Source organism: Cupriavidus pampae (assembly GCF_914271485.1).
In the GTDB taxonomy this organism is placed as follows: Bacteria; Pseudomonadota; Gammaproteobacteria; order Burkholderiales; family Burkholderiaceae; genus Cupriavidus; species Cupriavidus pampae.
This window is the reverse complement of sequence record NZ_CAJZAG010000002.1, coordinates 475,615-501,133: the sequence shown is the minus strand read 5'-3', so window position 1 is coordinate 501,133 and position 25,519 is coordinate 475,615. Positions and strand designations below refer to the sequence as shown.

The 25,519-nt window shown below is 65.8% G+C and carries 24 protein-coding genes; 11 read left to right on the top strand and 13 right to left on the bottom strand.

Going from position 1 to position 25,519, the window contains the following annotated elements:
- Positions 1–123 precede the first annotated feature (123 nt).
- Positions 124–1,119 (top strand): LacI family DNA-binding transcriptional regulator, encoded by a 996-nt coding sequence (locus tag LDO41_RS06520; protein WP_223983441.1) that lies wholly within the window; start codon positions 124–126, stop codon positions 1,117–1,119.
- On the opposite strand, the gene LDO41_RS06515 is transcribed toward LDO41_RS06520, so the two are convergent.
- From LDO41_RS06515 to LDO41_RS06500, 4 genes are all read right to left on the bottom strand, one after another.
- On the bottom strand, positions 1,116–1,820 hold the full coding sequence (locus LDO41_RS06515; RefSeq protein WP_223983439.1) for a glycosyltransferase: 705 nt from the start codon (positions 1,818–1,820) through the stop codon (positions 1,116–1,118). The two genes, LDO41_RS06520 and LDO41_RS06515, sit on opposite strands and share 4 nt — an antisense overlap.
- A complete protein-coding gene (locus LDO41_RS06510; RefSeq protein ID WP_223983437.1) occupies positions 1,817–2,428 on the bottom strand; it encodes a class I SAM-dependent methyltransferase in 612 nt (203 codons plus the stop codon). Before LDO41_RS06510 ends, LDO41_RS06515 begins: the two co-directional genes overlap by 4 nt.
- A gap of 8 nt (positions 2,429–2,436) precedes the next feature.
- The gene (locus tag LDO41_RS06505; RefSeq protein WP_223983434.1) at positions 2,437–3,501 is read right to left on the bottom strand and encodes an acyl-CoA dehydrogenase family protein; all 1,065 of its coding nucleotides are present in this window, start codon (positions 3,499–3,501) and stop codon (positions 2,437–2,439) included.
- A gap of 105 nt (positions 3,502–3,606) precedes the next feature.
- Positions 3,607–5,439: an ABC transporter ATP-binding protein gene (locus tag LDO41_RS06500; protein WP_223983432.1), complete on the bottom strand. Its 1,833-nt coding sequence runs from the start codon at positions 5,437–5,439 to the stop codon at positions 3,607–3,609.
- A gap of 170 nt (positions 5,440–5,609) precedes the next feature.
- Here LDO41_RS06500 and LDO41_RS06495 point away from each other — a divergent pair, with 170 nt between their 5' ends.
- The 4 genes from LDO41_RS06495 to LDO41_RS06480 all read left to right on the top strand — a co-directional run bounded on the left by LDO41_RS06495 (position 5,610) and on the right by LDO41_RS06480 (position 9,744).
- Positions 5,610–5,939, top strand: coding sequence for a DUF4148 domain-containing protein (locus tag LDO41_RS06495; protein WP_223983430.1), 330 nt, complete (start codon positions 5,610–5,612; stop codon positions 5,937–5,939).
- 239 nt (positions 5,940–6,178) lie between these two features.
- Positions 6,179–6,973, top strand: coding sequence for an alpha/beta fold hydrolase (locus LDO41_RS06490; protein WP_223983428.1), 795 nt, complete (start codon positions 6,179–6,181; stop codon positions 6,971–6,973).
- 55 nt (positions 6,974–7,028) lie between these two features.
- The gene (gene bufA2, locus LDO41_RS06485; protein ID WP_223983426.1) at positions 7,029–7,307 is read left to right on the top strand and encodes a BufA2 family periplasmic bufferin-type metallophore; all 279 of its coding nucleotides are present in this window, start codon (positions 7,029–7,031) and stop codon (positions 7,305–7,307) included.
- Positions 7,308–7,476: 169 nt separating this feature from the next.
- Positions 7,477–9,744: a zinc metalloprotease gene (locus LDO41_RS06480; protein WP_223983424.1), complete on the top strand. Its 2,268-nt coding sequence runs from the start codon at positions 7,477–7,479 to the stop codon at positions 9,742–9,744.
- Between the two features lie 31 nt (positions 9,745–9,775).
- Here the strand turns inward: LDO41_RS06480 and LDO41_RS06475 are convergent, their stop codons facing one another.
- Positions 9,776–10,057 carry a hypothetical protein gene (locus LDO41_RS06475; RefSeq protein WP_223983422.1) on the bottom strand — a complete coding sequence of 94 codons (282 nt, stop codon included), beginning with the start codon at positions 10,055–10,057 and terminating at the stop codon, positions 9,776–9,778.
- A gap of 312 nt (positions 10,058–10,369) precedes the next feature.
- On the opposite strand from LDO41_RS06475, the gene LDO41_RS06470 reads away from it, so the two are divergent.
- Positions 10,370–10,753 (top strand): hypothetical protein, encoded by a 384-nt coding sequence (locus LDO41_RS06470; RefSeq protein ID WP_223983420.1) that lies wholly within the window; start codon positions 10,370–10,372, stop codon positions 10,751–10,753.
- 104 nt (positions 10,754–10,857) lie between these two features.
- Here the strand turns inward: LDO41_RS06470 and LDO41_RS06465 are convergent, their stop codons facing one another.
- Genes LDO41_RS06465 through LDO41_RS06435 form a run of 7 tightly spaced genes read right to left on the bottom strand, consistent with a single transcriptional unit; the run spans position 10,858 to position 17,406 of the window.
- On the bottom strand, positions 10,858–11,751 hold the full coding sequence (locus tag LDO41_RS06465; protein WP_223983418.1) for a branched-chain amino acid ABC transporter permease: 894 nt from the start codon (positions 11,749–11,751) through the stop codon (positions 10,858–10,860).
- On the bottom strand, positions 11,748–12,617 hold the full coding sequence (locus tag LDO41_RS06460) for a branched-chain amino acid ABC transporter permease (RefSeq protein WP_223983417.1): 870 nt from the start codon (positions 12,615–12,617) through the stop codon (positions 11,748–11,750). The genes LDO41_RS06465 and LDO41_RS06460 overlap by 4 nt, the downstream gene beginning before the upstream one ends.
- The gene (locus LDO41_RS06455; RefSeq protein ID WP_223983414.1) at positions 12,614–13,351 is read right to left on the bottom strand and encodes an ABC transporter ATP-binding protein; all 738 of its coding nucleotides are present in this window, start codon (positions 13,349–13,351) and stop codon (positions 12,614–12,616) included. The genes LDO41_RS06460 and LDO41_RS06455 overlap by 4 nt, the downstream gene beginning before the upstream one ends.
- A complete protein-coding gene (locus tag LDO41_RS06450; protein WP_223983411.1) occupies positions 13,348–14,145 on the bottom strand; it encodes an ABC transporter ATP-binding protein in 798 nt (265 codons plus the stop codon). The genes LDO41_RS06455 and LDO41_RS06450 overlap by 4 nt, the downstream gene beginning before the upstream one ends.
- Positions 14,145–15,389, bottom strand: a complete 1,245-nt coding sequence (locus tag LDO41_RS06445; protein WP_223983409.1) for an ABC transporter substrate-binding protein — start codon at positions 15,387–15,389, stop codon at positions 14,145–14,147. Before LDO41_RS06445 ends, LDO41_RS06450 begins: the two co-directional genes overlap by 1 nt.
- A gap of 41 nt (positions 15,390–15,430) precedes the next feature.
- The gene (locus LDO41_RS06440; RefSeq protein WP_223983407.1) at positions 15,431–15,976 is read right to left on the bottom strand and encodes a carboxymuconolactone decarboxylase family protein; all 546 of its coding nucleotides are present in this window, start codon (positions 15,974–15,976) and stop codon (positions 15,431–15,433) included.
- A 17-nt stretch (positions 15,977–15,993) separates the two neighbouring features.
- Positions 15,994–17,406: an LLM class flavin-dependent oxidoreductase gene (locus LDO41_RS06435; RefSeq protein WP_223983405.1), complete on the bottom strand. Its 1,413-nt coding sequence runs from the start codon at positions 17,404–17,406 to the stop codon at positions 15,994–15,996.
- Positions 17,407–17,678: 272 nt separating this feature from the next.
- Between LDO41_RS06435 and LDO41_RS06430 the strand changes: the two genes are divergently transcribed.
- Positions 17,679–19,100 carry a PepSY-associated TM helix domain-containing protein gene (locus LDO41_RS06430; protein ID WP_223984265.1) on the top strand — a complete coding sequence of 474 codons (1,422 nt, stop codon included), beginning with the start codon at positions 17,679–17,681 and terminating at the stop codon, positions 19,098–19,100.
- Positions 19,101–19,133: 33 nt separating this feature from the next.
- Here LDO41_RS06430 and LDO41_RS06425 read toward each other — a convergent pair whose 3' ends face one another.
- Positions 19,134–20,039 carry a LysR family transcriptional regulator gene (locus LDO41_RS06425; RefSeq protein WP_223983403.1) on the bottom strand — a complete coding sequence of 302 codons (906 nt, stop codon included), beginning with the start codon at positions 20,037–20,039 and terminating at the stop codon, positions 19,134–19,136.
- Between the two features lie 122 nt (positions 20,040–20,161).
- Between LDO41_RS06425 and LDO41_RS06420 the strand changes: the two genes are divergently transcribed.
- From LDO41_RS06420 to LDO41_RS06405, 4 genes are read left to right on the top strand one after another with little or no spacing between them, the layout of a single operon-like run.
- On the top strand, positions 20,162–21,184 hold the full coding sequence (locus LDO41_RS06420) for a Bug family tripartite tricarboxylate transporter substrate binding protein (RefSeq protein WP_223983401.1): 1,023 nt from the start codon (positions 20,162–20,164) through the stop codon (positions 21,182–21,184).
- Complete coding sequence (locus LDO41_RS06415; RefSeq protein WP_318036275.1) at positions 21,177–23,318, top strand: acetate--CoA ligase family protein; 2,142 nt, start codon at positions 21,177–21,179, stop codon at positions 23,316–23,318. The genes LDO41_RS06420 and LDO41_RS06415 overlap by 8 nt, the downstream gene beginning before the upstream one ends.
- Complete coding sequence (locus LDO41_RS06410) at positions 23,315–24,106, top strand: enoyl-CoA hydratase/isomerase family protein (RefSeq protein WP_223983399.1); 792 nt, start codon at positions 23,315–23,317, stop codon at positions 24,104–24,106. The genes LDO41_RS06415 and LDO41_RS06410 overlap by 4 nt, the downstream gene beginning before the upstream one ends.
- A complete protein-coding gene (locus LDO41_RS06405; RefSeq protein WP_223983397.1) occupies positions 24,103–25,518 on the top strand; it encodes an aldehyde dehydrogenase family protein in 1,416 nt (471 codons plus the stop codon). The genes LDO41_RS06410 and LDO41_RS06405 overlap by 4 nt, the downstream gene beginning before the upstream one ends.
- The last annotated feature ends 1 nt before the right edge of the window (position 25,519 follow it).

Below are 25,519 nucleotides of genomic sequence, written 5' to 3'. Positions count from 1 at the left end.
TTGGGTCGCGCGGCAGACAGACAACGGACTAGATGCTAACGTTGTCATTTACCTCGGTCAACCGGTTCCGACACGGTCACCGTAGAGAATTACCCTGAGTCAGACCCCGCATGAGTCATTGGCATGAGCAATAACAAGGCACCCAAATCCGTGACGCTGCACGACGTGGCGCGCGAGGCGGGCGTTTCGCTGATCACCGCGTCGCGCGCGCTTGGCAATCCCGGCATGGTGTCGGAGAAGACCATCGCGCGTGTGCGGAAGGCTGTGGAAGTCACGGGCTACTTTCCGAACCTCGTGGCCGGTGGGCTCAAGTCGCGCAAGAGCCTGATGATTGCCGCGCTGGTGCCGAATATCGCGGTGGCGCAGTTTCTGCCCACGGTAAAGGCACTGACCGATGCGCTCGACGCGGCTGGCTATCAGTTGATCCTGGGCCAGACGGGCTATGACCATGCGCGCGAGGAAGCGTTGCTCAACACGATGATCGGCCGTCGGCCCGATGGCATTGTGGTCACCGGGTTGATTCATTCGCAGGTGTCACGCGATCGATTGCGGCGTTCAGGCATTCCGGTGGTGGAGACGTGGGACCTCAGCGACCGTCCGGTGGATATGGCGGTGGGGTTCTCGCATGTGAAGGTGGGCAGCGCTGTGGCCGGGTTCTTTCTGAATCAGGGCCGGCGGAGGTTGGGCATCGCGACTGGGGACGACCAGCGTGCATCGGTGAGACGGGAGGGGTTTATCGCAACGGTCGGGCATGATGTGCCGACTGCTGTGGTGCCGGCACCGAGCAGCCTTGAACTCGGGCGCCGCGCATTGACGCAGTTACTGGAGCAGGACCCACGCATCGAGGGGATTTTCTGCAGCTCTGATCAATTGGCGCAAGGTGTCATGGTGGAAGCGCAGGCGCGCGGGCTACGCATGCCCGAAGACCTGGCGATCTGCGGCTTCGGCGACGCGGACTTCGCCGCGCATATGGACCCGCCGCTGACGACGGTGCAGGTGGACGGCGCCTCGATCGGCGCGTTGGCAGCGCGCTTGCTGCTGGAGCGCTGCAATGGCGCGACGGTGGCGGAGCCGGTGGTGGATGTGGGGTTTCGGATCGTGGAGCGCGGGACGACCTAAGGCTCGACAGCAGGCGGCAGGCCGCTGACGACCGGTGCCGCTTCTTCCCGCAGCCGGCATAGAAAATCCGCAAATCCCCCACGCAATCGCCCCGTCGCCCGGCTGCTGGTCACGACTTCCGGCGCCGCGCTCCACGCGATATGGGCGTCGATGGCCTGCAGCCGCTCGACCAACGCAACATCTTCGCTGGCCGCATAGGCCGGAAACCCGCCCGCGCGAACATACGCGTCCGCTGTCACACCAAAGTTCGCGCCATGCACATGCCGGTGATCGTGCCGACGTTGATAGTGCGCGGCAAACCGTCGTGCTACCAGCGAGGGGTGGTGGCTCCAATCGTCCACCGTCACCAATCCGCACACCGCATCGGCACGCTCCGCCAGTTGCGCGACCAGCCAGTCAGGCGCCACGCGGCTGTCGGCATCGGTAAATGCCAGCCAGCGCGCACGCGCCGCAAGCAGATACTCCGCCCCCGTATGACGCGCCGCGCCAACGTTGCGCGCATCGATCGTCAGGCAGGCCAACGACGGTCCCAGATGTCGCTCGACGATCAGCGCCGAGCCATCGCCGCACGCATCGAGCACGGCCACGATCGTAACGGGTTCGCCTTCGAGCCCGGGATGCAGGGCGGCCTCGCGTAGCGCATGCAGGCACGCTTCGAGGTGTGCCTCCTCGTTATGCACGGGGATCACAACGCCGATCATGCGGACGCCTCGCGGCTGCGTAGCGAACGTGGGTTCGGTGACCACACGTCGAGCTCGAAATCCGGCTCCAGGTGATGGGCGTGGCGATGCAGACCCGATTGCCGACCGACGCAGGCATGCAACACGCGCGTGGACAACGTACGGCCTTCGAACGGCCGCGCCCAGTGGCAGGCCACAATCACGCCATCCTCGCTGACCGACGCCGCGGCGCGTGCGACCACCTGTTGCCATTGATCGCTGGACAGGTAGTAGCCGAATTCGCTCAGCACGATCAGATCGAACGTTTGCGCGGGCCAATCGCGCGGCAGCGTGCCCACGCGCAGCGTGATGTTGCGATGCGTTGCAAGTCGTTGCTCGGCCAGGGCGATTGCCTGCGGCACTGTGTCCATGGCGAGCACTTCATTGGCACGTCGTGCGAGCGCGTCGGTCAGCAAACCGTTCGCGCACGCAGGCTCGAACACGCGTCCATAGCGGCGGTGCGGCAGCGCGGCCAGCAGCAGTTCGCGCTTGCGTGCCTCGTACCACAGCGATTCGAACCCCCACGGATCGGGCAACGCGAAGATGGCTTCGAACTCGGTGTTTTTGGGAGCGGTCCCGATGTTGTTCATCGCGCGGGTCACAGCGACCACCCCGTCATGCCATCGGCGGCAAGCTGCGCGCCGAGCGTCGCAAGATCACGCTCGGCATGGCTCTGGCGGACAAATACAGGCAGGTCCGCGTAAAGCGCGGCAAGGCGCGCGTCGCGGCACAGCGGGCCGGCGCCGAGCGCATTGCCGGCATGCTGCATCGTGTGTTGGACTGCGGCCTCCACGGCGGTACGTACACGCAGGGCATGCGCCATGGCGTCGTCGGCGGGATGCGCGTCGATCCATGCGGCAGCGTCGCGCAGCAAGGCGGCGGCCGCGCGCAGCTGGCCGTCGATGCTGCCGAGATGCGCGGCGGCATGCGGGTCGGCGCGGCGGTTCAATGCGGCCCGCAGCGCGTCCGCAAAAGGAAGTACCGCGCCATACCAGCACGCGGCGATGCCCGCGCCGCCTTGCCAGAACCCCGGCCGGTTCAGATAGGCATCGGCATCGCCGAGCAGCAGGGCCGGTGCTTCGCGGAACAGTACGTCGCCACTATGTGTGCGTGCCATGCCGACGGCGGCCCAACCTTCGTCAGTAGTCTCCACCGCGCCGGCTGCACGCGGTTCGATGGCCACGATGGCGAGGCGGCGGGCGCCATGCCAGTCGCGGCATGTCATGAGCGCATGCGTTACCTCGCGCGCGCCGGAGCACCATGCCTTGCGGCCGGTAAGGCGGACAGGCACGGTCTGGGCGTCGGACGCTAGCCCCGCGTCGCGGCGCAGCGCGTCGGGCGCGCTATCCGCGCTCTCGCCGGGCTGTGCGTCCACGGTAGCAAACGGTGGCTCGGCCGCCCACACCGCCCAGCGCGTCGTCGTTGCCGGACGTACTGCCGGCCGTGCCGCGGCCAGTTCGGCCAGAATCGCCAGCGCGTCAAGGTGCGACTCGAACAGCTTGATCGCCACCGCGCCATGCGCGTGCCCGACGCGCGCCAGCAGGCGCCAGCGTTCGAGCGTCTGGCCGGCGCCCGGCAACGGCGCGTTGGCGTCAGGCGCGTAACGGTCGATAGTTTCTCGAAGGGAAGGGGGTGTCGCGGTGTGATCCGCGCGGGTGTCCATGGCGCTGGCTCGTTCTATGCATTCAAGTTCAGCATAGAAGCCGTGCGTGCGCGAAGGCAGCCGGGTCGCGCCGCGAAGCGCTGTCAGTGGAATCCCACGCGGACCTCAGTCGACGCCCACGAATCCCCCGGTCTGATGCGCCCACAGGCGCGCATACAGCCCACCCTGCGCCAGCAGTTCGGCATGCGTGCCGGTCTCGGCAACACGCCCGCCGTCGAGCACCACCAGCCGGTCCATGCGCGCGATCGTGGACAGCCGGTGCGCGATGGCGATCACGGTCTTGCCTTGCATCAGCGTCTCCAGGCTCTCCTGAATCGCGGCCTCCACCTCGGAGTCGAGCGCCGACGTGGCCTCGTCGAGGATCAGAATCGGCGCGTCCTTCAGCAGCACGCGCGCAATCGCAATGCGCTGGCGCTGCCCGCCAGATAGCTTGACGCCGCGCTCGCCCACCAGCGCGTCCAGCCCACGATGCCCGTTGCCATCGACCAGATCGTCGATAAAGTCCGCGGCACGCGCGCGGTGCAGCGCTTCGTGCAACTCCGCCTCGGTAGTATCCGGCTTGCCATAGCGCAGATTGTCGCGAATCGAGCGATGCAGCAGCGAAGTGTCCTGCGTCACCATGCCCACCTGCGCGCGCAGCGACTCCTGCGTGACCGTGGCGATATCCTGGCCATCGATGACGATTCGCCCAGACTCCACGTCATAAAGCCGCAGCAGCAGATTGACGAGCGTGGACTTGCCCGCGCCCGATGGGCCCACGAGACCGATCTTCTCGCCGGGCCCGACGGTCAGCGTAACGTCATCGATCACGCCACCGCCCTTGCCATAGTGAAATGCCACGTTCTCGAAGCGCACCTCGCCGCGCGAGATCGCCAGCGGTTGCGCATCGGGCCGGTCAACCACGCGCCGCGGCACGGCAATCGTCTTCATGCCGTCCTGCACCGAGCCAATGTTCTCGAAGATCCCATTGACCACCCACATGATCCAGCCGGCCATATTATTGATGCGGATCACCAGCCCGGTGGACAGCGCAATCGCACCGGTGCTCACCTCGCCCCGATTCCACAGCCACAGCGCCACGCCCGTGGTGCCCGCGATCAGAAAGCCATTCATGATGGACACGGTGACATCCATCGAACTGATCACGCGGCCAGCCTGTCGGCTCTTGTCGGTCTGGTCCGCCATCGCGTCGCGCGCATAGCCTTCCTCATGGTGCGTATGCGCGAACAGCTTCAGCGTGGTGATGTTGGTATAGCCATCGACAATCCGGCCCATCAACCGCGACCGCGATTCCGTCGCCATAGCCGAGCGCTCCTTGACGCGCGGCGTGAACCGGACCAGCGCAAAGATAAAGCCGAAGATCCACAGCACCAGCGGAATCATCAGCCGCCAGTCGGCCTCCGCGAACAGCAGCAGGGCGCTCACCGCGTAGATGATCACATGCCATAGCGCATCCACGGTCTGCACCGCGGAGTCGCGCAGCGAGAAACCGGTCTGCATGATGCGTTGCGCCACGCGGCCGGCGAAGTCGTTCTGGAAAAACGACAGGCTCTGCTTGAGCACGTACCGATGGTTCTGCCATCGCACCATGTTGGCAAGGCTGGGATTGATCACCTGATGCACGAGCACATCGTGCAGCCAGATCATCAGCGGACGGAACACGATCGCGACGAACGCCATCCACAGCAGCTCGTTGCGATGCCGCGAGAAGAACGCGCCGTCGGGCGCCTCGCGCGCGAGATCGACCAGCCGCCCGAGAAAGCTGAACAGTGCCACCTCGACCAACGCGCCGATCAGTCCGACGAACAGCAGCGCCGTCATCACGCCACGTACCTCGCGCAGAAAGTGCAGATAGAACGGCCAGATGCGGTCTGGCGGCTGCGTATCGGGCAGGTAGCGGAACGGATCGATCAGTCGTTCCAGGCGGCGAATCAGCATTGCGGCGGTCCTTTGGTCTCGGCTCTCGTTAGGAACGCCCAATCATACGCTGACGATTTTGTAATGATTCGGTCAGTCTTGGGTCAGTGCCCGCGGCCAATACTACGTACAAGTTCATCGCACTGATGATCTCCGCCAAAAGGCAACCAACCCAAAGAGAGGTAATTATCATGAAAACACTTGCACGCACCCTGCTGATCGCCGCCACCCTGGCTGTTCCGGCTGTTTCGTTCGCCCAAAGCGTTGACAACAATGGTCCGCTGACGCGCGCGGAAGTCCGTGCCGATCTGGTCCGTGTGGAGAAGGCTGGCTTCCATGTCGGTCCGGGCCAGGACGGTAACTATCCGGTGGACATCCAACGCGCCGAAGCCAAGATCGCCGCACAGGATCGCGTTGCCGCGCTGGGTACTTCGGTGCAGCCGCAAGCTTCGGGCTTCCACCTGATGGCACAGCACTATCGCATCGACGACGCACGTAGCGTCTACACCGACGGAGCCTGAATGCTGGCGCAGTCCGTCACCCACGTCGCGCCCGCACCCGTCGGGCCGCGCGCGACGCGATAGTTCCATCCCCCCTCGCTGCTCCCCCCGCCTTTTGGTAACCGACTGTATCGCCCCACGGTCCGGATACACGCCATGACAGAACGCGTGCACAACGGTTACGCGCTCGACACATCCATCGCCTCAAATACGTCCCGCAAGCTTCCATTACCCCTTTGGCAACTGCTGGAGACAATTCAATGCGATTCATCCCGATGCTCGCCACCGCGGCGGCACTGGTCATTCCGGCGCTCGGCTATACAACGGCCCATGCTGCCCCGACGACTCCCGCTGCTTCCGCCACCCCCGCAATCCCCGGCGCGAAGAACATCGTGCTCGTGCACGATGCATTCGTGGACGGTTCCGGCTGGCGCGTGGTGCACGACATTCTGATTCACAAGGGCTACAACGTCAGCGTCGTGCAACTGCCGCACGCCACGCTCGGCGATGACATCACGATCGTGCGCGAGCGCGTGAGCCTGCAGCTCGGTCCAGTCGTGCTCGTGGGCCATGGTTACGGCGGTGAAGTGATTACCGAAGCCGGCGCGCGCGACAAGGTCAAGGCGCTGGTCTATGTGGCGGCGCTGCAGCCCGATGTGGGCGAGGGTATGGCCCAGCTGGTGGCATCGATGCCGGCCGCCGGCGCCGCGCTCAAGTCGACGCGCGACGGTCATCTGTCGATCGATCCGGCGACGTTCAACGCGGACTACGCGGGCGACCTGACCACCAATCGCACGGACTTCATGGCCGCGTCGCAGGTGCCGATTACCTCGGCCGCGTACAACGCCAACGTGTGGACTGCCGCATGGCGCAACAAGCCGAGCTACGGCATCGTCGCGACCGAAGACCGCGTCGTGAACCCCGACCTGCAACGCTGGATGTATCAGCGCGCGGGCGCCAAGGTCACCGAGATCAAGGCCAGCCACGCGGTGCAGGTATCGCAGCCGGAAGCCGTCGCGCTGGTTATTGAAGAAGCTGCGCGCAGCGCGAAGTAATCCGCAAACTAAGCAACAAACTATTGAACCGACTCAGAGAGTTACCGATATGTCCATGACCAAGACCGCCCGTGCCACCCTTGCCACCGCCGCCGCGCTCGTCGCGCTGGCATCGCTGTCCGCCGGCGCCGCGCCGGCCCACGCGGCCGACAAGAAAGACGCGCCAGGCCGTTGCTACGGCGTGAACGCGTGCAAGGGCGAAAGCCTGTGCGCCACCGCCAGCAATGACTGCGCGGGCCTGAACGACTGCAAGGGCAAGGGCGTCATCGTCAAGCCGGCCTCGACGTGCCTCAAGGAAGGCGGCACGCTGACCGAGCCGAAGCAGAAGAAGTAACACTGCTGCGCGGTCGATCGGCGCAATGCCAAAGTTTCCTCAACACCGCCGCGCAAGCTCATGCCGGATCTCATCATGTGCCCTTTTCAATGGGTGAGAGATGTACATGAGTGGAAGTTACACAGCCGGGCGCAGGGGTTGCAATGTTGTCGCGCTGGTTATATTTCTGTTGCAGGGTTGTGGAGGCGACGACGGTCCGGCCGCGCCGCCGCCACCAGCAGCCAGTCTTTCCGCACCGACATTGCCCGGCGTGCCCGCATCGGTGCCGTTGCGCGTCGACGCGTTCGAGCCGGCGATTGCACGCGAGGGAGATGTCATCGCGTTGCGCGGCAGTGGCTTCACGCGCGACACCAAAGTGCGATGGGGCAATGAGTTGTTCAATGCCAAGTTCGAGTCGGCTACGGGTATCACCTTCGAACTCCCACGCAATGACCTCGATGCTGACGTAACTGGCACTGTCGAGGCCGTCCGCGAAGATGGCGCGAAGGCGGCAGCTTCCACATCCCTGACGCTCGAAGCGGTACCCACGGTGACATCGATGGACAAATCCGATGTGGAGGCCGGCGACGTGGTGCGCATTTCCGGTCGCGGACTGCAGCGGGTGACCCAGGTTGATATGACGGGCACCAACGCGACGGTGAGCGATGCCGCGAGCGACGGCACGTGGCTCGATGTCGTCGTCCCGGAGGATGCAAGCGACGGCGCGATCGAACTATGGGACGCACGCAAGCGCAGCTATTCAGCGGGGCATGTGGCGGTAAGGAAGCCTTCGCTACCGCTGACGATCGACGATGTGCAAATCGGGCAAACGCATCTCTATTCGGTCGGCCGGGGGCAGAAGTATCCGTATATGCGGCTTGTTTCCGGTAAACCAACGCTGGTAACGGTGCGGCTGAAAGGCGCGCCAGGTGCGGGAAAGCTGTGGCCCAGGGTTCGACTTGGCGTTGCCAACGATTTCAGCGGAACGCGCTGGTTCGAGATGAAAGGCCCCGCTATGCTCGGCGCCGGAGCCGTAGCGGCAAATGACTTTGCCAACAATTACACGCTGGAGCTCGATAGCTCGTGGATGCAACGCGGGTTCAAACTGGGCGTCGAGGCCCATGATCGGCGCTCCCCATCCAAGGTCAGCCGCGTCTCGTACATGGCCGGCACGGGTATTCACCCGCGCACCTTCATGCGTGTGCATGTGGTCAATCTGGTTCCCGATGGCACCAGGCCTATCGCGCCTGACTTCGCAGTGCTGGAGCGCGCTTTGCGAGAGCAGTTCCCGCTCTCCGATGTGCAGTTCGTCAGGCACCCAAGGCAAGTCAGGCTAGCGGGAAAACCGTTCTTGGGCAATGAAGAGGAATGGCTCATGGCGCTGGAAAAAGAGCGCGTGGCAAGTGCGGGCGCGTTCAGCGATTTCTTCGTCGGGTTCTCTCCAACATTGGGAAGTGGGTTGGCGTTTATGCCCGGCCGCTCGGCGGTGATGCCCGCGCAATGGATTTCCGCGACGGGCGATCACCCCGAAAACGTGATGATGCACGAGCTGGGTCACAACCTTGGGCGTGATCACACCTGGGAAGATCCCCGCTTCCCGTACTGGCGAAATGGTGTGCGTGCGACGCAGCCGTTCGAGGAAGGAGCGCTCGCGGGCGGGCCATGGCGCTTCACCCGCAGTGGGCTGTTCAACCCGCTGGCTTACCACGACATCATGTCGTATAACCAGCCGATGTCGATCGCGGACTATACCTACGCGGGAGTGTTGTCCCTGATGCCTGCCCAGATCAGACCGTCGAGCGCATTCCTGGCGCCTGTGGCACCGGGTGCCGTGGCATGCGAGGCATCGGCCTGCGCCGACTCCGCGACGATGGCCATCCATGTCTCCGGAGCCATCAATGACAACAACGGGACGGCGCGGTTGGATCCACTGGTGGCCATGCCCGTCGCGTCCGAGACGGTACCACTGATCGCATCGGCACCGCGGGGATCTGCCGAACTCGAGGTGCGCGCGTCCACCGGTACCTACAGATTCGCGCTGCAGCTTGCCCGCGTCGACCACGCCATGCCGGGCCACTCGACGGTGTTCAGTGCGACCATTCCGGCCATGCGTGGTATCGAATCGGTACGCGTGGTGCACGAGGGCAAAACGCTGGCCACGATGCTCGCCGCGCCGGAATCGGGTGTCACCGTGCCCGCGGCGACCGCGCCGGACGCCGCCGCCGTGCGCACGGCATGGGGCAGCTATCGCATCGACGGACGCACGTTGCGCCTGCAGTGGGACGCACGGCGCTATCCGTGGTCAAGCGCCTGGGCGCGGGTCGACGGTCGAATGGTTCCGATCGCGGTAGCGCAGGTGGGCGGTGCACTCGACGGCGAGGCCGATGCACGTGCCACCGAGTACATCGTGACGTTCAGCGACGGACTCAACAACGAGGTGCACCGCATCTCGCGCTAGCAGCGACATCGGCGCAGGCCAGGGGGAGAATTTACCCTTGTGCCTGCTGCTGTTGCAGCTTCGCGAAGTTCTCCGCGCGGAGCTTCTGGTACAGCGCCTGGCGGCGCTCGTATTCCCCGCCGAACACGAACGGCGAGCCGTCGCCGCGGTTCAGTTGCGAGAGGCCGGACTTCACATACGCGTCCAGATCCGCGTCGATATAGGGGCGCGTGGTCAATTGTGCGGGGGTCACTGGCGTAGTCGTCTGAGCGCTGACGGCAAAGGCCGAGAAGAGCAACGTTGCGGCGAGCGTGGAGAGGGCGAGGCGTTTCATGATGCGTTCCTTTTTCGTGATGGTGTGCCGTAAGACGTTTGCAGTGGGCCTTCTATTCCATCGGTGCCCGTAAGATGCTGCTGTCTCGTTGGATCCATTTAAACGCCAACCTGTATCTCAGCTATTTCGTGGAACGCATCGCGTTGTATGAAAATGTCGCTCGCGCGCACGCCATTTACATTGCGATACAAGCCGCGCACGCCTGTCACCGCACACGAACGTTTCTCGTGGTTGTTATTCGTTCGAAAGCCTCCAGTGCGCGCGATGTCATATCATGTCGCCCGATCCATTCGAACCTCGACGGGAGACTTCATGAGCGGTATCCGGACTTTCTGCATTGCCACCCTTGCCACCCCCTTGCTGGTCGCCTGTGCCGCCAGCGGCCCCGCGGTGATCGAAGCGCGCGACCCCAAGGTCATCCATTCCGATGCGAGCGTGAGCGACCTCGTGGTCTGCCTCAAGACCTGGCTGCGGGAAGATGCCACCGTGATCGCGTATCCGGAACCCGGCAAGGTGGATATCCGCATTGCCGACGGCGGGCAGGCCGAATCGAAGTACTTCCATCTGGTCAGTCTGCGCCAGGCGCGCGCCGGCACGACGGTCGAGCTGCGCAGCGCGGATGAGTGGCATCCGCTGATGAGCGCCGGCCGCGTAACGGGGAAGATCGAGAGCTGCAAGCCCGGTACGGCGCGCTAAGCCCCACGAAAGCCGCGATCTTCCGCGGCTTCGTCAATCGTAAATTGCTCAATTAACGGCCAAGCCGGGCGGGTCGGCGCGAATGCGGCTGGCAGGGAGGGCGGTCAGCCTTCGACTGGGGCGGGGACCCGCACCTTCAGCCGATACTCAGGCACCAGCCCCTGCGGACGATAGATCAACGCCAGAATCAGGCCCACACCAATCAGGATCAGCCGCAAGGCCGCCAGCTGCGCCGGCGTGAGCCAGCCGACGTGATCGTTGAGAAAGCGGGTGCCCTCGAGCAGCAGGATCACCGTGAACGCACTGACGATCACCCCGCGATTGCTGCCGCGGCCGCCAATGATCACCCCCATGAACGCATAGGCGGTGATGATCGGCCCGAACTGCGTCGGATCGATGTACTGGTAGTAGCTGGCATGCAGCGCGCCCGCTACACCCGTAATGGCCGCGCCAATGCCAAATAGCTTCACGCGCAGCCACATCACGTCCTTGCCGGTGGTGGCCGCCACGAGCGGGTCGTCGCGCAATGCGCGCGCGGCACGTCCCAGCGGCGCGCGGGCGATCACCTCCAATAATCCGAAACTCAGCAGCAACGCCACCAGACACAGGTTGAGAAATGCACCATCGCCGGCGACCGGTCGAACGATACTCGCAATGCCGAGACTGCCGCGCGTGAGCCACTCTTCGTGGATCGCAACGAGCCGCAAGCATTCGGCAAAGCCAAGCGTGACGATGGCGAGGTAGTCATCGGCCAGGCGTAGCGAGATCAGGCTCGTGAGCGCGCCGGCCACACCGGTCAGCGCAATCGAGGCTGCGAGCGCGAGCCATGGCGAGGCACCGGTCGCCGCCACCTGCGCATACACGTACGCCGCGAGCATGTAGAAACCGAACAGCCCGAAGTTGACCATGCCGGTCAGCCCCCACTGCAGGTTCAGCGCGAGCGCGGCGATGCCGGCGATGGACACCAGCACGAGAATCGAGAACAGGTAGCTAGTCATTTGGCGAGGCGGGCGGTGCCGAAGATGCCCCACGGGCGGATGAGCAACAGGACGGTGAGCACGGCGAACGCCACCAGCGGGCGGTAATGCGGGGCGATCACGAGCGTCGATAGCTCGGCGCTGACGCCAAGCACGAGCGCGCCCGCGACCGCCGCCATCGGATGCGAGATGCCACCGAGAATCGCGGCGGCGAACACCTGGATCACATAGTTCCAGCCCATCTGCGGGTCGAGCGTCGAGTCGAGGCCGATCAGCATGCCCGCGGTGGTCGCGAGCGCGCCGGCGATAAACCACGTGGCACCGATCACGCGATTGGCGACAATGCCGCGTGCGGCCGCCAACGGCGCGTTATCAGCGACGGCGCGCATGGCGCGGCCTAGCGCGGTAAAGCGGAACACGATCCAGACCAGCGCCAGGCTGGCGATGCCAATGCCAACGATCAGCAGTTGTTCGTGGTTCACGCGCAGGCCGGCAAATCGCAACGGCCGCGCGGGATCCACCGCATAGCCGACCGGCGCATTGCCGGCGATAAAGCGCACAAGGTTCTCGAGCACGAAGGCGACGCCCATGCTCGCCACCAGCAACGTCACTGGCGAGCGCTCGCGCAGCGGCCGATAGACCAGCCGATCGACGAGCATCGCTACGCCACCGCCGAGCACGATACCCGCGAGCGCCGACGGCAGCAGCGGCCAGCCCAGTCCGGCATTGAACGCATAGATGGCATACGCGCCCGCGGTCAGCATCGCGCCGATCGCGAAATTGGCGAAGCGCAGCACGCTGAAGGTCAAGGCAAGCGCCAGCGCGGGCAGGGCGACCAGCAGCCCGGACACCAAGCCGTTGAACAGAATCTGAAGCGTATCGATCATGAAGACAGGGCAGGGGCGTGGCCAAAGAACAAAGCCGGCAGGTCCGCGTGGTGCACCAGATGGTCGGCGCTCGCGCGCAGACGGATCTCGCCATTGACGAGCACCACGCCATGGTCGGCCACGCGCAGGCCAAGCTGTACGTTCTGCTCGATCATCAGCAACGTGATGCCGGTGGCGCGAATATCCGCGATGCGATCGAACAGCAGTGAGGCATTGCGCGGCGATAGTCCGGCCGACGGCTCGTCGAGCACCAGCAGCGACGGGCCTTGCATCAACGCCGAAGCCATCGCGGCCATCTGCCGCTGGCCGCCGCTGAGCAGGCCAGCCGGTGTGGCGAGCCGGTCGGCGATCTCGGGGAACAGTGCCAGTACCTCGTCGCGGCGTGCGCTTTCTCGCGCGCCGCCTCGGCCATGCAGCGTTTCCCAGCCGAGCCGCAGATTGTCGGCCACGCTGAGATTCGGGAATACATTGCGTTCCTGCGGTACGTAGGCCAGCCCGAGCCGCGTGCGCGCCGGGGCATCGAGCCGGCCGATCTCGCGCTCGCCGAGCCGCATGCCGCCGGCCATCAGCGACACGAGGCCGACCACGCTCTTGAGTAAGGTGGATTTGCCCGAGCCATTGGGGCCAATCACGGTCAGCGCGCCACCAGCGGGCACTTCGAGCGACACGTTATGGACGATCGCCTTGCCGTGATAGCCAGCCGTAACGCCTTGCAGAATCAGCGGTGCGCTCATGCCGCGGCTCCCACTGGCTCGCGCGCCAGCTCGCCACCAAGATAGGCCGCCCGTACGCGCGGATCCTCGGTGACTTCGGCAAACGAGCCTTCGGTCAGGATGGCGCCCTGCGCCAGCACACAGACGTGATCGCTCAACGCGGCAATCAGGTCCATATTGTGTTCGACCAATGCAAACGTCTTGCCCTCGTCGCGCAGATCGAGGATGAACTGTCCCAGCGATTCCACCAGTACCGGGTTGACGCCGGCGGCGGGCTCGTCGAGCAGCACGATATCGGGATCCGCCATCAATGCGCGGCACAGTTCCAGCAGCTTCTTCTGCCCGCCGGATAGCGCGCCCGCAGGCGAGTTGGCCAGCCGCTGCAAGCGCGCGCGGTCGAGCAGGGCCATGGCGCGTTCGGTGGCTTCGCGCTCGGCCCGGCGCACGCGTCCGCGCGCAAACGCGAGTGGCCACAGGCGTTCGCCCGGGTGATCGGGCGTGGCCAGCAGCAGGTTTTCCAGCACGGTCAGACTGTCGAGCTCGCGCGCGAGCTGGAACGTGCGTGCCACCCCACGGCGCGCGCGGCGGTGCACCGGCAGCCTGGTGATATCGTCCGCGCCGAGCAGCACGCGGCCGCTATCGGGCCGCAGCGTGCCCGCGAGTACGCTGAACAGCGTGGACTTGCCCGCGCCATTGGGGCCAATGATGCCGGTGATGCGACCCGGCGCGAGCCGCAGCGAGACGCCGTCGAGCGCAACCAGGCCACCAAAGGCCACACGCAGTGAGTCAGCCGAGAGCGCGAACGATTGCGACATCACCGCAGCGTATCGACGAGTTGATTGGCGCCGTTGCGGATCACGAAGTGCCCATACTCACGATTGAGTTGATCGCCGGTCGGCGTAAAGCGGAACTGCGAACCCGCACCGCTGTAGGCGATGGTCTGCCTGGCGCGTAGCGCCTTGAGGCCATCGACGGGGTTTTCCACGGCGGAGCCGGGGCCGTTGACGACCGTCGGAATCGCCTTGGCAAACACCTTCGGGTCCGCGCTGCCGGCACGTTCGATGGCCAGTGCCAGCACCGAGATCTCGTCCCACACGTTGGATGGGAAGATCGCCAGTGTGCCGGCCGGGATGCCGGCTTCCTTCGCGAATGTGCGGTACGCCGTGGAAGATGCGGGCGGGATCGACTGGATATGGTGAATGCCTTCGGCCACCTGCTTGCCCACGTTCTTGATAAACGCGCCTTCCGCATCGGCCGACGACGAATTTGCGTAGATGCGCGTATCGCTGAAGCCGCCGCGATAAACTTCGCGCGCGATCGCGGACAGGTCCGGCAGATAGCTAGGGACGAACACTGCCTGCGGCTGGCGGCCGAACACCTTCTCCACCTCGGCGCGATACGACGGCTGGTTCGGGTTGTAATACACGGTATCGAGAATCTCGCCGCCGCCCTTGCGGAACGCATTGACGAACGGATCGACCATGCTCAGCGTGAACGGTGTCTGCAGCACCAGCAGCGAGGCCTTGCGCGCGCCATCCTTGAGTGCCGCGTGCGCGAACACCGCGCCCCAGTCGCTGCCGCGCGCCTGAAAGCGCCACACCAGCCCCTTGTTGTCGCCCTGCGTGACTTCGTCGCCCGAGCCGGTGACCAGCAGCGGAATGCCGCGCTCGATGCTCAGCGGCTTGACGGCCATTGCCACCGCGCTGCTCCACACGCCGACGATCGCGCTGACCTTCGACACATCGAGCAACTTGCGCGCGGCGGCCACGCCGGCGGTCGGGTTGCTCTCGTCGTCCTCGACCAGGATCTCGATACGACGGCCACCCAGCACGCCACCACCCTGCGTGTTGATGTACTCGGCCGCCTTGCGTGCCGCGTTGACCATGCCGGCGCCATAAGCACCGCCGCCACCGCTGAGCGGCGCGAGAATGCCGATGCGGATGGGGCCATTGTCCTGCGCGCGGGCGAGGGACGAGAATTGGGACAGGGAGGCAGCAGCCGTGCCGGCGCCAATGGCGCGCAGCAGGGCCCGGCGCTGGGCCGAGGCGAGACGTGACATGGATATTTCTTCTTGGACGGTGGTGGAAGACGCTCAGGCGCTCAGGTGGGATGCACGGCAGTAGCGTCTTCGCCGATCTGCAGAGCCTGATTGAAACGATTGAAGAAGCCACACAGCGCGATGCGCAGCGTCAGCTCGACGATCTGCGCTTCCGTGAAATGCGCGCGCAGCCGCGCGAAGGCGTTGTCGCGGATGCGTTGCGGCTGCTGCGTGACGGCGATCGCGTACTCGACCACGAGCTTGTCCACCTCGGACAGTTCGGGGTGATCGGCATACTCGAGCAGCCGGCGCGCGCCGGCTTCGCTGACGCCTTCCACCGCGAGTCGCGGCGCATGATTGCTCACGCAGTACTCGCAGTCGTTGAGCAGCGACACCACCACGATGGCAATCTCGATAAAGCGGTGCGGTACGGCGTTGCGCGCCTTGAGCTCCAGCAGCATCTGCGGCAGATGATCGACTGCGGGCCCGACGTGCGCGAGCACGGAGAACTGGTCGGCGAAATGATGGCCGTTGCCGGTGAAGGCATCGAACAGCGCGCGACGGCTGCTATCGAACGTGTCGGGGGACAACTCGGGTACACGAGGCATGGGAACTCCGGAAAAATTCAGGATGCGGGGTTGTCGTTGGCGCGAAGATCGCTTTCGTGGCCATCGTTCTGGTGGCGGAATGCGGCGCCGACATGCGGAGCCTGCAGGCGTGCACTTTCACCGCCAAGCTTCTCGCGCAGCGTGCCCGGCTCGTACGCGGTCTTGTACACACCGCGCCGCTGCAGTTCGGGCACGAGGTGCGTGACGATGTCCTCGAACGTACGCGGCATTTCCACCGAGGCGAGGTTGAAACCATCGATGCCGGTCTCGTCCATCCACGCCTGCAGCGTGTCCGCGACCTGACGCGCATCGCCCACCGCCACGCCGCCGCGGCCACCAATGCCGACGAATTCCACCGCGTCGCGCACGGTCCATGTGCGGCTGGGGTCGAGCTTGCTGAACGATGCCAGCGCGGACTGGCCCGCATTGGTATCGACGTACGCGAGCGTGTCGTCGGGCGCGTAGCGGCTCAGGTCGATGCCGGTCCAGCCCGACAGCAGTGCCAGCGCGCCGTCATAGCTCACGCGCGCGCGGTAGGCGTCGTGGCGGGCCTGGGCGAGCGCCTCGGTCTCGTCGACGATCACCGTGAACATCGCAAAGATGCGTACGGAAGCGGGATCACGGCCTTCCTGCCGCAGCGCTTCGCGCAGTCGATCGACCGTGCGCCGCAGGCCCGCCGCCGTGGGCGCGCCGACGAAGATGCACTCCGCGTGACGCGCCGCAAAGCGTGTGCCGCGATCGGAGCCGCCGGCCTGAAACAGCAGCGGCGTGCGTTGTGGTGACGGTTCGCACTGGAATACGCCATCGGTGCGCAGATGTTCTCCGGCGTGCTGTACCGGATGGATACGTGCGGGGTCGGCATAGACACCAGTCGTGCGATCGCGCACCACGGCACCGTCTTCCCAGCTGCCTTCCCATAGCGCGTAGCACACGTCGAGGTACTCGTCGGCGCGGTCGTAGCGCGCATCGTGCGCGGCCAGCGCATCGCGGCCGAGGCTGCGTGCGCCGCTGTCCAGATACGACGTGACGATATTCCACGCCACGCGACCTTCGCTCAGGTGATCGAGCGTGGTCAGGCGGCGGGCTAGCAGATAGGGGTGTTCGTAGGAGACCGACAGCGTTACGCCAAAGCCGAGATGCTCCGTGGCATGGGCCAGCAACGGGATCAGCGGCGCGGGATCGTTCATCGGCACCTGCGCGGCGGTACGCAGTGCGATCTCGGGCGAACCACCGGCAACGTCGTAGATTCCGGTGATATCGCCGAGAAACAGGCTGTCGAACAACCCGCGCTCGAGCAGCCTGGCGAGTTCGACCCAGTGGCCGGTCTTGAGGTAGTCAACGGACCGGTCGTTCTCCGCGGTCCATTGCCCGGGGGCAAGGTGGACCACGCAGTTCATCGTAAAGGCGTTAAGGCGGATCTGGCGGGACATGCGGAAAGCCGGCGCGAAAGCGGGTCATTGTCGGGGGCCGCGCACCAAAGCGGAACGACGGTTTTCGCATGCGGTTATGCGGTCGGTGCGGTGTGTGGGTCGCTCACGGGTTTTCGCTGGCCACCATTGAGGCACATCTGCGACATTCTGGCGCGTCGAAATTCGTGAGGAAAAGAAGTATTCTTCCGTCAACTATTCCTGCCTCCCATCACGTGTCCTCCGACATTCCGGCGACCTTGGCCTCGTCCACCACCTCATCCTCCGCCTATCGCATGTTGTGGCGCTGGCATTTCTATGCCGGGCTGTTTGTCATGCCCTTCCTGATCGTGCTTGCCATTACCGGCACGATCTACTGTTTCCAGCCACAGATCGAACCGCTGCTCTATCCGCAACTGCTGCGAGTGGAACCGGCAGGGCAGCGTCTGCCGGCGCAGACCTTGCTCGAGCGCGCCCGCTCGCACGCGCCGGCTGGTGCCGTGGCGACGACCTATACGGTCAATGACAATCCGCGCGCGAGCGCGGAGTTTGTGTTTCGCATGGGGCCGGGCCAGAGCGAGAGCGTCTACCTGAATCCGTACACGGGCGAGCGGCTTGGCACGCTGAGCGTGGAAGATCGATTGATGAAGCAGGTGCGCATGCTGCATCGCGCGTTGCTGGTCGGCAAGCCGGGTGAGTTGCTGATGGAGCTGGCCGGATGCTGGGTGCTTGTGATGCTGGCCACGGGCACCGCGATGTGGTGGCCGCGCTGGCGCGCGAGCGGTGCCGCGGCGTTGAAGATGGGGCAGGCGGCCGGCAAGCGCGGGTGGTGGAAGGAATTGCATATCGTACTGGGCGCATGGCTTGCGATCGGCGCGCTGGCATTTGTGCTGTCGGGCCTGCCGTGGACCGCGTCGTGGGGCCAGCAGTTCAAGGCGCTCGCGACCAAGGCCAATCTGGGTCGGCCGGCCACGGGCGGAGGGCATGATGGGCATGCGGCCGCGCCGGCTGCGCAGGCGGGTGCCCCCGCGCAGCAAGGGAATCACGCTGGCCATATGGACCATGCCGCGCACACTGGCGGCAGTGCCGCCGGCACTGGCACTGGCCACGCCGGCCACACCATGGAATCGCTGCCGTTCTCGGAAGTGCCATGGGCCACCGGCCTCACGGCGGTGCCCAACGGCAGCGGCCAGCCCGCCACGCTGACGCTCGATCAGGTCACGCAAATCGCCGCCGCACGCGGCGCGGGCAGTGGCTGCCAGGTGGCCCTGCCGACCAAGCCCGATGCGGTCTACACCGTATCGTGTTTCCCCGCCGATCCCAAGGCCGAACGCACGCTGCATATCGACCCGCACGATGGCCGCGTGGTGCGCGATATCTCCTACGACGATTACGGCGCGGTCGCGCGCGCAGTATCGTACGGCACCTCGCTGCATATGGGCCGTTACTTCGGCATGGCCAACCAGATCATCTGCGCGGCGATTTCGCTAGGCCTGATGACCCTGGCAATCAGTGGTTTCGTGATGTGGTGGAAGCGCCGGCCCGCACGCGCGCTGGCCGCGCCGAAACATCCGGCGGCAATCCCACCGATGCGTGCATGGGTGATCGGGCTCGGCGTGCTGGGCGCGATCTTCCCGATGATGGGTGCCACGATGCTGGCGGTATGGGTCCTCGATCGTGGCGTCGTATGGCGGCAGGCCCGCCGCGCCGCGATTTAACGGCGCTTTCTAGCGGCGCCATTTAACGACACCTCACAGCGCGCCGCTGGCCACGCGCGGCACCAGATCATGGAGCCGTGACAGCACCAGCCGCGCCGCACGCGAGAGCGGATGATGGCGCGTGACGCCCATCGCAATACCGCGCGGCATGCGCGGCTCCACGATCTCCACCGCCGCCAGCCGTCCCGCCTCCATATCCTGCGCCACGGCGAGCCTCGGCAGGATCGTCAGCGCGCAGCCTGACAGCGCCACCTCCTTCATCGTGCTCAGTGACTCGACCTCCAATGCCACATCGAGCGTGATGCCGAGCCGGCGCGCGTGTTGATCCAGAATCGAACGAAAGCCATTGGGCGAGGGCGGCAGCACCAGCGGGATGCGATCGAGCTTGCGAAACGGCAACTGCGTCAACCGCGCGAACGCATGCGAGGGCGTGCAGATCAGGTAAGTCGGCACCTGCGCCAACACATCTTCATCCTGCCGCGGACCCGGGCCATAACGATTGATCAGCGCCAGATCGATACGCCCCGATTCCAGCGCCTCGTCGAGTTGCCCACTGAAACCCTCCGCCACATGCAGCCGCACGCCGGGCGCCTGCGCACGTAAATCCTCGAACAAGGCCGGCACCAGACGCGGCGCCATCGACGGCAACACGCCGATCTTCACCAGCCCGACCGGTATCCCCGCCGCATCCTTCACCTCGTCCTGCAGCCGCGCCGACTGATCGAGCAGCAGCCGCACATGCGGCACGATCCGCTGGCCGAACTCCGACAGCACCACGCCCCGGCCGGTGCGCTCGAACAGCCGGTCGCCCCATTCGCTCTCGATCTGCGCAATGGCCCGGCTGACCAGCGATTGCGCAATGCCCAGCGCGCGCGCCGCCCGCGACAGCGAGCCAAGTTCAGCCACCAGCGCGACCGTTTCGAGTTGCTTGAGGTTCATGGCGAAGACATCCATAAAGTCGATATCAGATATCGCGGATTGTACGCTTTTGCATTGGCGGAAGACTCCATACACTGACGTCATCCCTCATATAGAAGAGGGCAAAACGATATGGAGACAACATGCCGCGCTTTACCCACCTGCTTCGCGCATGGCGCCGACCGCTGCGCGCCGCGTTTCTGACCCCATTTCTTGTGCTGAGTGCCGTCGCGCCGATGAGCATCGGTAGCGCGTTCGCCTCCGGTACCTATCCCGCCAAACCAATCCGCCTCGTGGTGCCGTTTCCGGCTGGCGGTCCCACCGACGCGATGGCCCGCCTGATCGGCCAGCATCTGTCGCAACAACTCGGCCAGCCCGTGGTGGTCGACAACCGCGGCGGCGCAGGCGGCACCATTGCCACCGAGGCCGTCGCGCAGTCCGCGCCGGACGGCTACACGCTGTTCTTCTCGACCACGGGCACGATGGCGATCAACCCGTCGCTGTATCGCGCGCTCAAGGTCGATCCGGTCAAGGCGTTCGACGCGGTGGGCTCGGTGGCCGCCACGGTCAACGTGCTGGTGGTGCCGAACAATTCGCCGGCCAATAACGTGAAGGAGCTGATCGCGCTCGCGAAGCAGAAGCCCGGCACGCTGACGTTTGGCTCGGCCGGCAATGGCAGCTCCAACCATCTGTCGGGTGAATTGTTCAAGTCGATGGCCGGCATCGATGTCGTGCACGTGCCGTACAAGGGCTCGGCCGCGGCGTTCACGGACCTGCTAGGTGGCCGCATCTCGATGATGTTCGACACCGTGTCGAGCCAGGTGCAGTACATCAGCAGCGGCAAGGTGCGCGCGCTCGGCGTCACCGGTGCTACCCGTTCGGAAGCGTTGCCGAAGGTGCCGACGGTTGCGGAAGCGGGCCTGCCCGGCTTTGACGTGACGATCTGGTTCGGCCTGTCGGCACCGAAGGGCACGCCGCCCGACGCCATTCGCCGGCTCAATACCGAATTGCAGACCGTGCTGGCGCAAGCCGATGTGCAGACTCAACTGGCCGCGCTCGGTGCACGTCCGTTGCCGGGCACGCCTGCCGATTTCGCCAGGCTGATCCAGCACGATGCGGCCAAATGGGGCCCGGTGGTCAAGGCGTCGGGAGCGACCGTTGACTGACGCCACGCTTTCGCCGCTGCACGACGCCATGGAAGCTGCTATGGATGCGTTGTTCCATCCAGCCTCGGTCGCCGTGATCGGCGCCTCGGACAATCCCAACAAGGTCGGTGGTCGCCCGATTCATTACATGCGCGCGTTCGGGTACCGGGGCGACATCCTGCCGGTCAATCCTGGGCGCGATGTCATCCAGGGCCTGCCTGCATACGCCAGCCTCACGGATCTTGTCGCCAGCGGCAAGACGCCCGACGCTGCGATCATCGCGGTTTCCGGCGACGCCACGCTCGAACAGGTGCGCCTGTGTGCGGACGCAGGTGTCAAGGCGGCCGTGATCATGGCATCGGGGTTTGCGGAGACCGGCGCGGCCGGCCGCGAGCGCCAGCAGGAGCTTGTGCGCCTCGCCAACACACGTGGCATGCGACTGGTTGGCCCGAACGCGCAGGGCACCGCGAACTTCGCCACCGGTGCGGTGCTGAACTTCTCGACGATGTTTATGGAAGTGGCGCCGCAGGACGGCCCGATCGCGATCATCAGCCAGAGCGGCGCGGCCAGCGTCATGCCGTATGCGTTGTTGCGGCAGGCCGGTTATGGCGTGCGTTACCTCGTGGCCACCGGCAACGACGCCGACCTCGATGCGTGCGCCATTGCCGCCGCGGTGGCGGCCGATCCCGAGGTGCGGCTGATTCTGGTGTACCTCGAATCGATCTCCAATCCCGACGAACTGGCCCTCGCCGCGGCGACGGCGCGCGCGCGTGGCGCCAGCATCGTGGCGATCAAGGCCGGCAACAGCGCGCGCGGCGCGCAGGCCGCGGCGTCGCATACGGGCGCACTGGTTGGCAACGACGCGGCGATCGACGCGTTTCTGGCCGCGCATGGCATCTGGCGTGCCCGCGATATCGGCGAGATGGTGCGCGCGGTGCCGCTGTATCTGCAGGACCATGCGCCGGCACAAGGCCGCACGGTGGTGATGAGCCATAGCGGCGCGGTGGGCGTGATGGCGGCCGATCTGGCCGAGCGCCATGCCTTGCCACTGTCGGAACTGCAGCCGGACACGTTGCACGCCCTCGCGGCGATCCTGCCCGACTTCGGCACCGCGAACAATCCGCTCGATATGACCGCCGCGCTGCTCGGCAAGGGCGATATGTTTCCGCGCGTGCTCAACGCGCTCGGCGCCGATCCGCAGGCAGACATGGTGATGGTCGGCATTCCCGTGGCGGGTCCGGGCTATGATGTGGAAGCGCTGGCGCGCGATGCGGCGGCGTTCAGTGCCGCGCATCGCAAGCCGCTGGTCGCCAGCGCGCCGCAGCAGAGCGTGCGTGACGTGTTCACGCGCCATGGCGTACCGACATTCGTGACCGAAGCCGATGCCGTAGCCGCGCTCGCGCAGTATGCCGCGCATCGCCAGCGCGCCGCGCGGGCGAGGGACATGTCTCCCGCGCCGGTCGCACAGCCCCTTGAAGGCCGGGGTTTGCAGGACGAGGCGCGGAGTCTGGCGCTGCTGGCCGAGGCGGGCGTGCCTGCCGTGCCTTACCGGCTATGTGCAAGCGCGGAAGAGGCGGTGGCCGCGTTCGAGGCATTGACTGCGGCCGGCACCGGCGCGGTAGTCGTCAAAGGCTGTGCGGCGGCCGTGCCGCACAAGAGCGAACACGGCCTCGTTCATCTGCGCCTGACGTCCGCCGCCGACGTCGCGGAAGCCGCGCGCGCCTGCCTGGCCACGCTACGCAAGCTCGAGGTGGAAGCGCCGCAGATCGTAGTGGCGCAAATGGTCAAGGGCCGGCACGAGTTCGCGCTGGGCGTGTCGGTGGACCCCACCTTCGGCCCGCTTGTGATGATCGGCGAGGGCGGCACGCTGCTGGAATTGCGCAAGGACATCGTGACCTTGCTTGCCCCATTCACGGCCGACGACGTCAAGGCCGCGTGCGCGCGCCTGCGTATCGCGCCGCTGTTCACAGGCTATCGCGACGTCCCGGCGCTTGATCTCGACGCACTGGCCACCGCCGCAGTCGCGCTGGGCGACTGGGCGTTGCGCCATCGCTCCGCAGTGCGCTCGGTCGATATCAACCCATTGATGGTGATGGCCGCGGGCGAGGGCGTGATCGCCGTCGATGCGGTCGTCCAGCTGGAGGAACAGACATGAGCGACGACACACAGGTCGTGCGCATCGAGCGCGATGGCGATCTTGCCATCGTCACGCTGAACCGTCCCACGCGCATGAACGCCGTGAACGGCGCGCTGCGCAGCGCGCTGATCGATGCACTGCGCACCCTCAACGCCGATGCCGACGTGCGCGCACTGGTGCTGACTGGTGCGGGCGAACGCGCGTTCTGCGCGGGGCAGGACCTCGATGAAGCGGCCGAGGTGACATGGCAGCAACTGGTGCCATGGCTCGAACGGCAGCGGGCGATGTACCAGGCCGTGCGCGATCTCGACAAGCCATGCGTGGTCGCCGCGCGCGGCGTGGCGGCGGGGGCCGGTTTTCAGGTGGCACTGTGCGCGGATTTCAGGCTGACGACGCCCGAGAGCCGCTGGGGCCAGCCGGAGGTCAAGGCCGGTCTGGCCAGCATCGTCGGCTCGTATCTGATGACGCTGCACGTCGGGCACACGCATAACGTGCAGATGTCGCTGTCGGGGGAGCTGGTCAGCGGCCAGCGTGCCTACGAAATGGGCCTGGTCACCGCGCTGCACACGGAGGCGGAATTGATGCCGGCCGCGCTGGATCGTGCTCGCAGCCTCGCCAGGCTGCCGCCCACTGCGGTGCGGCTATCCCGGCAGCGCCTGCGCGCGATGACGCAGCCGGGCTTCGACGAAGCCTGCGTGAACGGCATTCGCGCGCAGCTCGAATGCTATGCCGATGGGGAACCGCAGCGCGTCATGGCGCAGTTTCTGGAACAACGCAATACCAGGCAAAACAGGGAGTCGCAGTGAAGCTTTTATCTGAACACTATATCGATGGTGCGCGCCGTACGATCGGCAATGAAGACATCGTGCGCGTGCTCGATGCCGCCACCGAGGCGCCGCGTGTGGACGTGAAGTTGGGCAATGCCAGCGACGCCGATGCCGCCGTACGCGCCGCCACGCGGGCCGCGCTTGACTGGCAGGCACTCGGTGCCGGCAAGCGTGCGCAATATCTGCTGGCCATCGCCGATGCGCTGGAAGCGCGCGCCGCCGATCTCGCGCAGGATATTTCGCGCGAAGTCGGCATGCCGCTCAAGCTGTCGCGCCGGATTCAGGTGGATGCGCCGATCGCGGCATGGCGTGCCACGGCGGCGCTGGCAGAAACCTTCGAGTTCGTGCGACACGTCGGTCATTCCCGCGTGACGATGGTGCCCGTTGGCGTGGTCGCGGCGATCACGCCGTGGAACTATCCGCTGCATCAGATCACGGGCAAGATCGCACCGGCGCTGCTGGCGGGCTGCACGGTCGTACTGAAGCCGTCGGAACTCGCGCCGGCCGCCACACTGCATTTGATCGAAGCCTGCGAGGCCGCGCGCCTGCCGGCCGGCGTGCTCAATATCGTTTCAGGCGGTGCCGCACTCGGCACCGCGCTGGTGGCGCATCCCGACGTGCGGATGGTGTCGTTCACGGGCTCGACGGCAGTGGGCCGCAAGGTCGCGGCAAGCGCGGCTGGCGATATGAAGCGCGTGTCGATGGAGCTCGGTGGCAAGTCCGCGGCGGTGGTGCTGCCCGGTGCCGATCTGCAAAAGGCGGTCAAGGCGACCGTGGCCTCGTGCTTCCTCAACTCAGGGCAGACCTGTAGCGCGACCACCCGATTGATCGTGGCGCGCGAAGCGTATCCCGAATGCCGCGCGCTGCTCGAGCAGGCTGCGGCAGCGATGACGCTCGGCGATCCCGCCGATGCCGCCACGCGTATTGGCCCGCTGCTTTCGGCTACGCAGCGTGAGCGCGTACGCGTGCATCTGGCGGAGGCCGAACGCGCGGGCTTCGATCGCATCGCGGGCGGCCCCGATGCACCGGTGCCGGCGCGCGGCTTCTTCGTGGCGCCCACGGTCTACGGCAACGTAGCGCCGGACAGCCGCCTCGCCAATGAAGAGGTATTCGGCCCCGTGCTGGCGGTGCAGTGCTACGACACGGTGGAGGAGGCGATTGCCCTCGCCAATGGCACGCCGTATGGGCTGGCAGCGACCGTGTGGGCCGCCGACGACGCCACCGGCGCCGAAGTTGCCGACGCGCTACGTGCGGGACAGGTCGATGTCAACGGCGCGCGCTTCAATCCAGCCGCACCGTTCGGTGGGTTTGGCTTGTCCGGTATGGGACGCGAGGGCGGCGTCTTCGGCCTTGAAGAATTCGTCGAACCACGCGCGGTGCAGTCGCCTTGAG

Bases quoted from the DNA above. Each gene is read 5' to 3' on its own strand.
- LDO41_RS06505 (WP_223983434.1), bottom strand. From the start codon at position 3,501: ATGGACACCCGCGCGGATCACACCGCGACACCCCCTTCCCTTCGAGAA.
- LDO41_RS06500 (WP_223983432.1), bottom strand. From the start codon at position 5,439: ATGCTGATTCGCCGCCTGGAACGACTGATCGATCCGTTCCGCTACCTG.
- LDO41_RS06440 (WP_223983407.1), bottom strand. From the start codon at position 15,976: ATGCCTCGTGTACCCGAGTTGTCCCCCGACACGTTCGATAGCAGCCGT.
- LDO41_RS06515 (WP_223983439.1), bottom strand. From the start codon at position 1,820: ATGATCGGCGTTGTGATCCCCGTGCATAACGAGGAGGCACACCTCGAA.
- LDO41_RS06470 (WP_223983420.1), top strand. From the start codon at position 10,370: ATGAGCGGTATCCGGACTTTCTGCATTGCCACCCTTGCCACCCCCTTG.
- LDO41_RS06495 (WP_223983430.1), top strand. From the start codon at position 5,610: ATGAAAACACTTGCACGCACCCTGCTGATCGCCGCCACCCTGGCTGTT.
- LDO41_RS06435 (WP_223983405.1), bottom strand. From the start codon at position 17,406: ATGTCCCGCCAGATCCGCCTTAACGCCTTTACGATGAACTGCGTGGTC.
- LDO41_RS06430 (WP_223984265.1), top strand. From the start codon at position 17,679: ATGTTGTGGCGCTGGCATTTCTATGCCGGGCTGTTTGTCATGCCCTTC.
- LDO41_RS06460 (WP_223983417.1), bottom strand. From the start codon at position 12,617: ATGATCGATACGCTTCAGATTCTGTTCAACGGCTTGGTGTCCGGGCTG.
- LDO41_RS06510 (WP_223983437.1), bottom strand. From the start codon at position 2,428: ATGAACAACATCGGGACCGCTCCCAAAAACACCGAGTTCGAAGCCATC.
- LDO41_RS06490 (WP_223983428.1), top strand. From the start codon at position 6,179: ATGCGATTCATCCCGATGCTCGCCACCGCGGCGGCACTGGTCATTCCG.
- LDO41_RS06425 (WP_223983403.1), bottom strand. From the start codon at position 20,039: ATGAACCTCAAGCAACTCGAAACGGTCGCGCTGGTGGCTGAACTTGGC.
- LDO41_RS06420 (WP_223983401.1), top strand. From the start codon at position 20,162: ATGCCGCGCTTTACCCACCTGCTTCGCGCATGGCGCCGACCGCTGCGC.
- LDO41_RS06410 (WP_223983399.1), top strand. From the start codon at position 23,315: ATGAGCGACGACACACAGGTCGTGCGCATCGAGCGCGATGGCGATCTT.
- LDO41_RS06475 (WP_223983422.1), bottom strand. From the start codon at position 10,057: ATGAAACGCCTCGCCCTCTCCACGCTCGCCGCAACGTTGCTCTTCTCG.
- bufA2 (WP_223983426.1), top strand. From the start codon at position 7,029: ATGACCAAGACCGCCCGTGCCACCCTTGCCACCGCCGCCGCGCTCGTC.
- LDO41_RS06465 (WP_223983418.1), bottom strand. From the start codon at position 11,751: ATGACTAGCTACCTGTTCTCGATTCTCGTGCTGGTGTCCATCGCCGGC.
- LDO41_RS06455 (WP_223983414.1), bottom strand. From the start codon at position 13,351: ATGAGCGCACCGCTGATTCTGCAAGGCGTTACGGCTGGCTATCACGGC.
- LDO41_RS06520 (WP_223983441.1), top strand. From the start codon at position 124: ATGAGCAATAACAAGGCACCCAAATCCGTGACGCTGCACGACGTGGCG.
- LDO41_RS06450 (WP_223983411.1), bottom strand. From the start codon at position 14,145: ATGTCGCAATCGTTCGCGCTCTCGGCTGACTCACTGCGTGTGGCCTTT.
- LDO41_RS06445 (WP_223983409.1), bottom strand. From the start codon at position 15,389: ATGTCACGTCTCGCCTCGGCCCAGCGCCGGGCCCTGCTGCGCGCCATT.